Source organism: Aquimarina sp. RZ0 (assembly GCF_008370685.1).
Classification (GTDB): domain Bacteria; phylum Bacteroidota; class Bacteroidia; order Flavobacteriales; family Flavobacteriaceae; genus Aquimarina.
In genome coordinates this window covers 1-12,657 of record NZ_VTZU01000112.1, presented here as the reverse complement: position 1 = coordinate 12,657, position 12,657 = coordinate 1, and the positions used below count along the sequence as shown (strand labels likewise).

7 protein-coding genes and 1 pseudogene are annotated in these 12,657 nt (G+C 30.9%); 5 read left to right on the top strand and 3 right to left on the bottom strand.

All coding sequences use genetic code 11. From position 1 onward, the window contains the following. Positions 1-220: 220 nt before the first annotated feature. A complete protein-coding gene (locus tag F0000_RS25335; RefSeq protein WP_149627503.1) occupies positions 221-1,549 on the bottom strand; it encodes a hypothetical protein in 1,329 nt (442 codons plus the stop codon). Positions 1,550-2,141: 592 nt separating this feature from the next. Here F0000_RS25335 and F0000_RS25330 point away from each other — a divergent pair. Further along, positions 2,142-4,814, top strand: a complete 2,673-nt coding sequence (locus F0000_RS25330; RefSeq protein ID WP_149627502.1) for a TonB-dependent receptor plug domain-containing protein — start codon at positions 2,142-2,144, stop codon at positions 4,812-4,814. A 275-nt stretch (positions 4,815-5,089) separates the two neighbouring features. Here F0000_RS25330 and F0000_RS25325 read toward each other — a convergent pair whose 3' ends face one another. Further along, entirely contained in the window at positions 5,090-5,635 is a 546-nt protein-coding gene (locus F0000_RS25325) for an RNA polymerase sigma factor (protein ID WP_188112283.1), read from the bottom strand. A 528-nt stretch (positions 5,636-6,163) separates the two neighbouring features. After that, positions 6,164-6,337: pseudogene (locus F0000_RS28445) on the bottom strand (ISNCY family transposase); the annotation flags it as partial. 342 nt (positions 6,338-6,679) lie between these two features. On the opposite strand from F0000_RS28445, the gene F0000_RS25320 reads away from it, so the two are divergent. The 4 genes from F0000_RS25320 to F0000_RS25305 all read left to right on the top strand — a co-directional run bounded on the left by F0000_RS25320 (position 6,680) and on the right by F0000_RS25305 (position 12,332). Further along, entirely contained in the window at positions 6,680-6,943 is a 264-nt protein-coding gene (locus tag F0000_RS25320) for a hypothetical protein (RefSeq protein ID WP_149627500.1), read from the top strand. A gap of 642 nt (positions 6,944-7,585) precedes the next feature. Then, positions 7,586-8,344 carry an RICIN domain-containing protein gene (locus F0000_RS25315; protein WP_149627499.1) on the top strand — a complete coding sequence of 253 codons (759 nt, stop codon included), beginning with the start codon at positions 7,586-7,588 and terminating at the stop codon, positions 8,342-8,344. A 446-nt stretch (positions 8,345-8,790) separates the two neighbouring features. Further along, a complete protein-coding gene (locus tag F0000_RS25310; RefSeq protein ID WP_149627498.1) occupies positions 8,791-11,214 on the top strand; it encodes a hypothetical protein in 2,424 nt (807 codons plus the stop codon). A 23-nt stretch (positions 11,215-11,237) separates the two neighbouring features. Further along, complete coding sequence (locus F0000_RS25305; RefSeq protein WP_149627497.1) at positions 11,238-12,332, top strand: acyltransferase; 1,095 nt, start codon at positions 11,238-11,240, stop codon at positions 12,330-12,332. Positions 12,333-12,657 lie beyond the last annotated feature (325 nt).

The following is a 12,657-nucleotide window of genomic DNA, read 5'->3' as shown; positions in this document are numbered from 1 at the left end:
AAGAATACAAATTGAAAATCAATAGTTTGAGGTTCTGAGGACACTTCAAATGATGAGAATATCGAGATATTTTAATTATTTGAAGTAAGCTCACGGTTCTTAAAATAGTTGTTTTCAGGAAGTAAGGTTTTTAAACAAGCTCTTATCTCTTTCTTTTAAAATGATTCCGACAAGAGACTTAACTTCTATAAATTATAGGGTTTATAAAAGGACCTTAGCACTAAGGTCTTTGTGGTTTTCTACGAGAATGGTTATTTCCTTTAGGTATTTTCTGTGATGTGGAGGGTAGTGGTAATCTGGCAGATATATTCGGGTTGGGTTTTGATAGTGCACTCGAAGAACTTGCATTTTTGGTTGGGAATTTTTGAGGGGTTACTGTCATCCCCAGATCTCTTTGTTGCATCAAAACGGCACTTTGTACCTGTTTTAACTCAGAACAGGCGGCAACTAGCTTCTCCCAGGAAGTTGCTCCTATAATATCTGATATCATATGTAATTTTACCTCTGGGCATTCTTTGCCAGGGCCTACGGGGACAATTTGTAGTCTTTCAGGTAATCTTTCTGGAAATTCCGCTTCAAAAGCCCTCTTGAATGTTAGTCCCTGTCGCTCTGTATACATGTCGTTAGAGACTGATGCGACATCCCTTTTGCCCTTAAAGTACTCAGGATTTTTAGCAAGGATATCTTTTATTACTTGTCTGGTAGCACCATAGGTATCCGTTCTGTCCTTGTTTTCAGAAAGCTGTTTGGGACCCTGCACTACTTTGCAAGGGATACCATTTATCATACCATCTTTCAGTCCATATTGTGTTTCTAATAAATGTTGCACTGCTTGAGCTTCTGTAGCCTCAGAACCAAAGCGCGTACAAACCTTTTTGACAAACCCTCCATTTTCATCTAGTACGTTATCATCACCCGCCAACGGTTTTCCAGATCTTATGAGTTTCCGATCACCGGCAGCCATAAAAACTCCTAATCCTTCCTCTTTTGCAGACCTGAGAAATTCTTTATGTTGCAACATGTGATCCAATCTAGATTTTACAACCCCCATGGTAGATCCATGAACCATCGAAAAATCTAGCTTTGTTTCTGCTTTAGGACATTTTTCTTCAAAACATCCTATACCTTTTATATTAGTTACTAATCTCTTTTGATTAGTATTTATATGTTTGTTCAATTCTTCGGCTCTTTTGCCTTCCTGTTTTTTCCATCGTTCTCCTCTGGAACGATATGTTGTTTGCCCAAGAAACGCCATTGTTGCCTGAATATCTTTTTTGCTCAATGGAGCTAAAATACGATCCAGTTCCTGCAATGAAAAAGACTTATTAGATTCTGGTCTTCTGCCTCGTGATCTTAAGGTTCGCTGAAGACTTTCGATCTCTTCTCCCTGAAAAAAAGTATCATTCTTATCTGCAACTTTCACTCGATAGATTGCATCTGCTATATGTTTTGGAGTAGTTAGGTTCAATGCCTGTAAGGTATCGACAAAAAATCCCGCTTTTTTACCTTGATAACCACTTTCCTGTAGTATGGATTCAATTTTATTCATAAGAAAATTTGATATGTTTTTTTTTAAAATAGCATATGCTATTATATATATAACAAATTGACACTTAACTTACCCGATTATTTAACATATCTATAAAGGCTTCATTGATGACTATACAATATTTTTAATCATATACTTGACTCAAAATGTAGGGATTCTGTGTGGTTAACTGTTTAATAATAAAAAACCAACTAAAATGTCACAAAAAAATATCATCAATAGTACATAATTAACCACGATTAACAAATACCTATAATCAAGTAAAAAAAACAATGAGGTAAAATATTCTATCTCAATGCAAGCAGATTATAGAGGCCTAATCCAAAAGCTTGTGAAATGCTTTAAAGAAACTCAAGCAGTAATAATGTAAGGGAATTCATCAAAAAGAAGATACTCTCATAGTGAATAATGGCTACAGTTTACGCACAAATCAGAGGTAGAAATTACTAAGAAATTTTCTTTGTCTGGTCGATTTGTTAATTCCAGGAGAACATCACAGGTTTGAACAAAGTAAAAAGATAGCCTAAAATTAGGAAATCCCATTCATTTTGTTTGATATCAAACTGTTTATAATGACATTAATTATTTTTCTATGAAACCGATTAAAAAAATTATTATTTTAAGTATCTGGCTTATTACTAATTTTTTTTACCCTCAGATAAATAATCCAAATACAAGTTATACATTTCCATTGCGTGATTTAATAGAGTATTTTGAGAAAAGTAAAGGCATTACATTTTCGTATGATGCGGTACAATTAAAAGAACAAGATTTGATATTTAATATGCCTATCGGAACAAAAGAAGAAATATCGCTTGAAGATTTTTTGCTTACCATACAAGAGCAAACCATGTTCGAAGTAAAACAAAAAGATAATAATTATATACTATACATTTCTAATAAACCAATTACAATTTCTGGTAAAATAATAGATCTTTATTCCAGAAAGCCTTTAAAAAATGTAATGATCTCAGATCTAAAAAATAAAGTGTATTCTGATAGCAATGGAAATTTTAATATTAATACCAAAGTTTTAGATACGTTAGTAATAATCAGTGATAAATATATCAATAAAATTCTGGAAGTAAGTAAATTGAAAAAAAAATCAAATCGGATTATTGAAATGATTGAAGATTCGGAGGTGTTGGATGAAGTTTTATTGATGGAGGATTATATTACTTCTGGGATTAATAAAGAACCAGATGGCTCTATAGTAATTTATCCAAAAAAATCGAAGTTGCTTCCAGGGCTTATTGAACCAAATATTTTGCAATCTATTCAAACAATTCCAGGGCTAAACAGCGTATCAGAGAATGTAAGAGATTTTAGCACTAGGGGGAGTACTCCTGACCTTAATTTGATCTTATGGGAGGGAATAAAAATCTACACTCCAGGACTTTTCTTTGATAAACTGGATTTATTTAATGCATATACTGTAGAAAAGGCCAAGATTTATAGAAGTGCTACTAGTGCAAGTTACGGAGGAAGTGTTGGAGGAATAATTGATATTAGCTCTACATCCGAAATCACAGATAAAATACAAGGAGGAGTAGGTATTAATTCAACATTGTTTAATACTAATCTCGAAATACCATTAGGAAAAAAAATAGGAATATCATTAGCAGGGAGGTATACTAATAATGATTTAATAACATCAAATAAATTTAATAGCTTAAAGGATAATATTTTAAATAATACAGAATTAAATGAATCTCTATCTATCTATGAAAGTATTTCTAATAGTTTTACTTTTTATGACTATAATTCTAAAATTATATGGGATCTATCTTCTAAAAACCGACTGACGATAAGTAGCATAGGTAACAAAACTCAGTTAAAATCAAGTCAAAAACTACTTGATTTAGACGAAATACGAGTTGAAGATGTTAAATATTATAGTAATGGGATTAGTGTCAATTGGAAAAGTAATCTCTCCCAAAATATTTCCTCTTCTTTTTTATCCCAATTCAGTAACTTTAAGTATAAAGGAATGTCTAATTTTGATATTATTAGTAATTTTAGATTAACAGGCATATCGAGAGAAAATGAGATTACAGATTTTAGTACAAAATATAATTTAGAGTATAGCATAAATAAATCGATGCGCATGTTTAGTGGATATGAATTTACATTTAATGAATTTGATGTAAGCTATGGCAATGATTTAATCAATGTTTTAAACGTAAATGATAATTTTATCACTCAAGGAGCCTATTCAGAGTTTTTATTTAAAAAAAGAGCTTTTATGATTAGAGCAGGAGTCAGAGCTAACTATTATGGAGGCGACAGAATTAGTTGGGAACCACGATTATTATCTAATGTCAATTTTCTAAATAATTTTAACCTGAATGTGTCATTTGAAAGAAAAAGTCAGGCAGTGCGTCAAAACCTTGAAGAACCCAGCGTGTCTTCAAGATCAATTGTTGATTCTAACAGCATATGGTGGATAGGAATCACAAACTCTTTTAGCTCTGAATCTATTATCCCCAATTTAGTTGAAGAAATACCTTTGTTATTTTCAGACCAGTTTACATCTGGAGTTACGTTTCGAAAAAAAGGATGGGATATAGATATTGAAGCTTATTTTAAAAAAAATAATGGAATAGGTGTAATTAATAATACGGCTATTGAAGAAGGAAATTTTAGTCTTTTTCAAGGAAAAGGAAAAATATATGGAATAGATTTTTTAATAAGAAGGAAAATTGGGAAATATCGAACCTGGCTTAGTAGTTCTTTTAGCAAAAATTTAATTAAATTTCCTGACTTTCGAACCGATTATTTCCCTAGTAGTTATAATATTGGTAAGGTTTTTAATTGGTCTCATACACTAGATCTTAAAAATTTTGAACTGGGAGGATCTTTTACATTTCAAAGTGGAGCTCCCTATAGTATTCCAAGTAAGTATATTCAAATATTGCCGGGGGACACATCGCAAAATGATAGTTTTAATATTCAATATAATGAATATAATAATTTTCATTTACCAGATTATCATAGATTAAACGCTTCATTACTATATTCTTTTAATTGGAATAAAAAGAAAGAAAATAAAATAAAAATGGGTATTTCTGTCCAAAATATTTTAAATAGAAAAAATATAATAAGCCGAACATATGATAGAATAAAAAGAAATCAGGAAGAAGCAATTGAAGTTCCTTTTTTCGATGAAATTGATGATGAACAAAATGGTACTATTAAATTATTTAAGAATGATAATATGGGGTTACCGTTTACAATTGATTTATTATTTAGGGTTAATTTTTAAACAATTAAGGCTAAATTCTAAAAAGAATATGACATCCTTCAGCATAAAAGCATTTAAAATCCTACCTAACGACCTATAAAAAAAGGTTTGACTTTAATATAGTCAAACCCTCAGTATTTTTTTTATTCTACATCCCATAATATCGTGTGATTTTTAACTTACGGGTTTAGTAGGGTGGTGTTCTCAAAAAATAAACATTATTCAAAGTTTCTGATAGCCATATGATTTTTGTCTAAGAAATGTACCACAGGAACTTGTCCCCAGATAGCTATCACTTAAAGTCTATATTTCTTTATATCCTTACCTACAGCTTTAGTAATAGCTATAAATGCCGCCTGCATGCGTTTTTCTACAGTTTTGATGGATATATTAAGTTTGGTAGCGACCTCTTTGTAGCTTTTTAGATCAAAACGATTCATAATCAAAACCTCACGTTGCTTAGGAGGTAATTTATTGATTGCTGCCTGTAAAGCTATCAAAAAATCTTTTTCTTCCATTTTATAATCTGGGGCTTCCATAGTGGATACTGGATGTCTCTCTGACTCTATCTCTTTGGCATAATTATTTCTCACTTTATTTTTATACAAACTATTGATATAAGTATTATTGGCAACTACAAAAAGATATCCTTTTACTTTTTTATAGGAGACTTTATATCGATTGTTCCATAATTTTAAAAAACTTTCTTGAGTGATATCTTTTGCTTTTTCATAATCTCCAAACCTTTTATATAAGAGATCACAAAGTTGGTGTGAATACTGGTTGAAGATGTTGGTGTATTCTTTCTCAATGGTCGGGAGTATGTTTACTTTCTGTTTCATCATTTTTCATTTTTTAAAAGTGTGTGTTATCTACGAATTGAATAACCGCAGGCTGCAGGCAAATCTTTACACATTATTTTAATTTTTTCAATAATTCCATTCATTTTAACTTCTATTTTTAACTAATCAATAACTGTACTACTCTGTACTACTCTATAAAGACAGTTAAGGAGCTTATATACCCTATCAATCTGATAAAAAAAATGTATAATGGTTACCTTTGGGTTCCTATTAACAGATCCTGTGCCCTAATGCAGAGGTGATAAAATTTTTGCCACAGCCTGAAACCTCTGTGTGATCAGTACCTATTCTCCCTTAGTGATATAATCACCGGTAGTCAGTTCTCTTATATGTGATTTATTGAGCTCACTACTGGCTTCAAATCCACTTAGAATGTTGACGACAAGATTCTTCACTATCAAAATGTATCGAAAAACTAAATATATTCAACTCTTCTTTTCACTGTAGGATGAACCTTTTTTAATGTCTCCATCGTGGAATGTGAGAAAATCCCTTGCCTTTAAGCACAATAAAATAATGTTGATCTGCAACAATCAAGTGTTTTTGACCTAACTCTGCAATGACTCCTGATTTGCCTTTGTTAATCTATTTGATGTGTAGTTCGAATAAAGAAAACACCTTTTCATTATGAGGAATCTTTTCACCTTTTAGAACTCTTCGTTCTATTAAATCAATATGTTTATCCAACATCTGGTGAAAATATTCAAATGATATTAATAAACTAATTTCGCGTATTGAGGATGCCTTGAAGGTCATTCTAAATTCAGACACCTTTTTAGTCAGTGTAAGCGCTAGCTCTAAATAATTTTCAATAGCAAATCGTAACCGAGATCCTTTATACTTTTCTCCAGATTTTTTAACATTTTGTACTGTATTTCACAAGAGAGGAAGGTTGGAAAGAGATCAAGCTGGGGCGGTATCTATAAACAAGAAGATATCCTAGTCATTTCCAAAGACCGTTGTGAGCTGTAACATTCCACCTATATCGCTCATTAGGGTAGTAGTAAAGATTTTCTACCAAAGTTGGAATACGATATTGAAAACTTAAAAAACAAAGTGTTCATAGCAGATGGTGCCACCTGGATATGGAACAGGGTGGACGATACCTGTCCCGACTGCATACAGATTGTGGATTTCTTTCATGCCAAAGAGCGTTTATGCGAGTTTGCAAAAGACTATTTTAAAGAAAAAGACCAAAGAAGCCAATGGATCGATCGACAAAGCCAGACAATGCTTAGTAAAGGTATATCTGCTGTTATACGATTTGTGATTAAAAAATTCGTATAAATTCATTGAATTATTTTTTCTTTATGCAAGGCAAAAAAATCAAGCCTAGCTATAGCTACGGTTTATTTTTTAAACGAAGTAGAAAAGAAAAAGAAACTATGAATATGCGAAATTTTTAGTTATAAATCGTATTATAAAAACATTAGACAATCTACCTGGCAAAACAGCCAAGTTAAACTGACTAATAGGGTATTACAAAAATCACGAAAAGCGGACACAATATCATACCTTTAAAAAAAAGGGCTACTCATTGGTTCAGAGGTTATAGAATCAGCTCATAAAGAGGTCTTGCAAAAACGCCTTAAACTATCTGGGCAAAGATGTACTAAAAAGGACTTCAACAAATAGCGCAACTTAGAGTAGCCTATAAAAGCGGAAAAATGGAATCAAACCAAATAATTATGTAATCAAAATGCTGCTTGAGTGAAATTTGTAGTACATCCATATATCTATCTTAAAGATAAACCAAAATATTCTTAAGCATAACGATATTTAATGACTATTGTAAATTTTTATAGGGTAATAATAACTCATAATTGTCTTTATTACAAAGTTAGTTGATTTAGTTGTACATAGCCAGGTAGGATGTATTGTTTTATGTGTTTTTCATATCTACCTGGCTTATTTTAAAAAAGCATTACGATGAAGAATACTATAGTTATTACCAAGATTATTTTAATTTATCTTATTTCTATCTCAGCATCTATAGCACAAGAAAACCAAGGTGAACGACAAAAAAACGGGGAGATCATAGAGGATGGAATCTACTTTATAGTGGCTCCTGTGACCAAACAAAGATTGTTTTCTGTAGAAGAAGTAGGTAACGTAAAAATGACAGATCCTCAGAACAACCAAAACCAGCAATGGGCTTTCAAGCACATAATTGATAACATATATACAATACAAAATATAAAAACAAAAGGATTTTTGGAGGTGCCTCATGCCACATGCGAAGATCAACAAAGTGTAAAGACCTGGATGTCTGGGTCAGAGGCACATCAACGCTGGGAGGTAAGTGTTAAAAATAATCAATTTGTTTTAAAACCTACTCATTGTCTTGAGAGAGCAATGGACAGAAATTTTGGGGCAATCGATGCTGATGCAATTATTTTTGAATTTGGCAATGGAGATAATGAAAATCAATATTGGAATATTACTCCTATCAACCAACCAATAGCAGGTACAATTGTGTTACATCCGAATCCTGCTAAAGAAATCGTTAATATAACCGGACTTACCTTTGAACCAACACCTGTAAAATTAGTTGACAATCTGGGAAAGATCGTTGTACAAAAAATAATGGATCGAAATAATAACAGACTTAACATTTCTTTGGTTGAAAGAGGCATATACCATTTAATCACAGGAAAAGAGGAAATAACCCCGCTTGTAAAAATATAGGTTAGATTTTTTAATTTGTTTTTTTTAGGTTTAGTTAAGGATGCGCTAAGTATCCACAGAAACTCTCCCAAGTATTATTATGTTTTTGCAATATGAGTAATGTTATCAAGTATTTTTTTATAAATCTATCAAGGTATATATAAGAGTTTTAAGGTATAGGTTATGATAACTATTAATTGTATAAGATACTTGGGAAGAGTTTTTAAGTTCTATTAAATTACATTAATTTTTTATGAGTGATAATTAATAAATAAAGAATCAGTAATGTATATAGTAGAGTGTTTTGTGTAAAAAAAAGATAATCATTTAATACTATTTTTGATATAACAAAACACAGATGACCTCTTAAAAAGTTTTTTATAAAAACTCTAATACAGCAAGTACGCCTAATGTATTTTCCAACACAAAAAAATGCTAGTCTTAAAAATGAATTATAATAGTATCATATGATCAAAAAAATATTCTTTTTTCTTTTACTTTTTGTTAGTATTAAGTGTAAAAACAATGTTTCTGATGAATTGACACCTTATATTCTGAATGATACTCAGGTTATTATCAAAATACATAGCCTCAAGCAGGCAAAAAGTTTTTTATCCCTGTTACCTGTTTTAGGAGATGATGCAAAGATAAAATCTACCAATTTTATAGAAAAGCTGTACAATGCAGGATTCAAAGATAGCATACAAGGATTATTATATGTGACAGGTTCAGAAAAAAAGCAAAAGAATTTTTCTTTTTTATATCGCGGAGATGAGAATATTTTAAAAACCTTAAAAAAAAGAGACTTTACAGAAATAAACGAGCAACTTATATGCCAAGGATTATATTTCAAAAAAATAAAACAGACCTTCTTGATATCTAGTTCTGAGTCGGTTATTCATGGAAATCACGAAAATATAAAAGAAGACTTTAAACTAAAAAAAGTAATATATTCCTTAGAAAAAAGTTCAATACTTTCAGTGGTTATTCGTGCTAGTACTCTAGCTCAAACAGTCGAATTTTCTTCGGTTTATAATGATACAAACCAGAGTAATTCGGATTGGGTTTTCCTGAGCGCTGTAGTAGACAAAAATTTTATTCAATTAAAAGGATCTGTGTCAAATCCAGTTTTTTCATTATATAAGCCAGAAATTTTTAAAAACACAACTGTTTCAGAGAACAAGGTCGCCAAAGTGATCCCGGCAGATGTGGATACTATGATTAGCTATACATTTGGGAATTACTCATTGTTTAAAGAAAATCTGGCAAGAGAACAAGGAAAAAAAATAGTCGATATTTCTCACGAACTGGATTTTATTCTTAATCATACAAATCAGATAACTACAATAACAATGGGAGAGCACAATGCCTTGGTGTTATCACAAGAAGGTCAATACCATGTTCAGAAAAAAATGAAACTTAAAAAATCACTCGTTTTTCAAGGAATCCCAATCTATCAGTTCGGTACACCAGGTAGCTTTATAAAAATATTAGCCCCTTTAATAAAAGATTTTCAAGGTAATTTTTTTTGTTTTTATAATGATTTTATCATTTTTTCTAAACATAAAAATGCTTTAAAACGAATAATCAATAGTAATAATAAAAATCAGGTTTTGACTCACCAAACATGGTATAATGATATCCAGAAACAATTATCAAAAGAGACTTCTGTTTTTATGATGAATATCGATAAAAAAAACAAAAAGAAGGTAACAACCACACTACATAAAGATCTGGTCAAATCTTCTGAAATAGTACCTGCTTTTGGTCAGGTATCTTTGTTTCAGGTTTCAAAAAAAAAAGAAAATCAGACACATCAATTAAAATTGGTTTTCTATAAAAAAGAACCTCAACAAACCGCATCTTGTTTAGTAAATTCTATAATATTTGATCATAAGATTATTGCCTCGTCTTTTGCATCAAATCCAGATAAATCTGCTAAAAACATGTGGGCAGCTATACAAGATTCAGAAAACATAATATATCTACTTTCTGGAAACGGAGAGATTTTATGGAAGAAACAACTAGACGGTCCTATTTTAGGGAAATTTAAATTTATCGATCATCCAGATCATATTGGATATCAATTACTTTTTAACACTACATCATTCGTTTATCTTTTAGATGAATTAGGTAATGATGTTTCTAATTTCCCTGTAAGCTTTGAACAATCCATTACACAACCTTTGGCATTGTTTGATTATGATCACAACAAGCGCTATCGCATTTTGATTACTCAAAAGAATACTATCACTACTCTGGATACTCATGCCAGAAGAGTTACAGGACTGAAATTTGCACATATTGAGCATCCTTTAATAGCTCCTCCGATTCATGTGAAATTAGACTCCACGGATTATATACTATTGCTTCAGAATAAAGGTAAACTTAGTATTACAGATCGGATTGGAAAATCCAGAGTTACTATAAAGAAACCCATTAATTTTTCATCCAATCCATGGTACAGTTATTCACATAATTTTATTTCTACTACAGAAGATAATAAAATAATACAAATAGACAAAAATGGAGATATTGTGCTTAATGATATAAATCTGCAGAAAGGTCACTTATTAAAGGTCACTAAGGATTATAATCTGGTATTTTATTCTAACGGTAATTTAATTATCGATAATGAGAAAATCAATCTGGCAGTTAATACTCTCGAGAATGTAAAGGTCATGGAACTTGATCAAACATTTTTCCTAACGGGTAGCGATAAAGACAGGCAAAATATTTATCTCTTTGATCAATCTGGGATATGGTGTCAAGGTTTCCCAATAGCAGGGAATACAATATTGAATATAAGATATTCTAAAACAGAAGGTCAAGTACTATTAACAGTACAAAAAAACACTAATAGTATTGAAATACTTCAAATGGCGATCTAAGAATTTAAAAGAGAGAAAATATAATGAGAATTGCTAAGCTAGATGGGCTAAGAGGAATATTTTGTATAATGATATTTCTATTTCATTATCAGCAGATTACTTTTTCTTTTGGAAAAATAATTCCTGATGTTGTAATTAATCATTTTTTTATTCGGGAAAGTTACATTTTTGTTGACTTCTTCTTTGTCCTGAGTGGTTTTGTAATTTCATATAATTACAACAAATTATATTCTATAAAGGATTTTACGAATTTTATAAAAAAGCGATTTATCAGATTATATCCTCTGGTTCTTTTTACAGTTTTGCTAGTGGTTTGTTTTGAGGTCATAGCCAAAATTTGTTTTCCGCACCTCTGTTTACATACAGATCCTTTTTCTCATATCTTTATCAAAATATTAGATACATTATGTTTCTCTAATTCTACCCCAATATTAGGTACTACTCATGGGATAAATGATCCTACCTGGTCAATTTCTGCAGAAATGATCTCATATATTATTTTTGGACTCTTGTCTTTATATCCAATTGGTAAAAGAAAAACCCTTTTGTTTAGTATTATTATACTTTTATCTGTCTTATTTTCAATATATAATCAAGCATTTTTTACTTTTTCGGATTATGGTTTTGTAAGAGGGGTATTATCCTTCTATGTAGGTTATTTTGTGTGGAAAATGTCACAGAAAGCGTATAAGTTTCATAATAAGCTGGAGTATGGTATTCCTATTATTTTAATACTTTTATTTTACTGGATACATTACTTATCCGGAATAACCAAACAAATGGTGAGTATGATTGCTATTCCTACTTTTTTTGGGACTTCCCTCTTTTTGTTGGTCAAAAGTGATGGAATACTTAGTAAATTTTTAATAACTAAACCTGTTCAATATCTAGGTAAAATATCATTTTCGATATACCTCAATCATTATCTGATGATTAGGGTAATTCCACTCATTATGTTCCGGTGGATCCAAATACCTCAAAATACTTTTAGTGAAGTGATTGTTTTTGGGATTACCATTTTCATTACAATCTTGTATTCAATAATTACCTATAGATATGTAGAATTACGCGGAGGTAATTTTCTAAGGAAAAGAACAAGCATAGTAAAGGTGTTATAGTGGATGCGTTAGAGCAAGCTGGCCTTCCTCAAATTAGTATTAGGGATATATATTGACTACCGTTCGGGTGCTGATCCTTCAGTATTAAAAAGATGGCCAAATTTTAGTTCAATCTTGCTTTTAGTGTAAGCCTATGGTAAACTACATATTGTTTGTTTTTGATTTAGGGTTTAGAGCTTGTTTAAAAACCTTACTTCCTGAAAACAAATATTTTAAGAACCGTGAGCTTACTTCAAATAATTAAAATATCTCAATATTCTCATCATTTGAAGTGTCCTCAGAACCTTAAACTATTGATTTTCAATTTGTATTCTTTTTAAACATA

What these genes read in the sequence shown, in the direction of transcription:
- F0000_RS25310 (WP_149627498.1), top strand. Translation starts at nt 8,791, where the DNA reads ATGATCAAAAAAATATTCTTTTTTCTTTTACTTTTTGTTAGTATTAAG.
- F0000_RS25335 (WP_149627503.1), bottom strand. Translation starts at nt 1,549, where the DNA reads ATGAATAAAATTGAATCCATACTACAGGAAAGTGGTTATCAAGGTAAA.
- F0000_RS25305 (WP_149627497.1), top strand. Translation starts at nt 11,238, where the DNA reads ATGAGAATTGCTAAGCTAGATGGGCTAAGAGGAATATTTTGTATAATG.
- F0000_RS25325 (WP_188112283.1), bottom strand. Translation starts at nt 5,635, where the DNA reads ATGAAACAGAAAGTAAACATACTCCCGACCATTGAGAAAGAATACACC.
- F0000_RS25315 (WP_149627499.1), top strand. Translation starts at nt 7,586, where the DNA reads ATGAAGAATACTATAGTTATTACCAAGATTATTTTAATTTATCTTATT.
- F0000_RS25330 (WP_149627502.1), top strand. Translation starts at nt 2,142, where the DNA reads ATGAAACCGATTAAAAAAATTATTATTTTAAGTATCTGGCTTATTACT.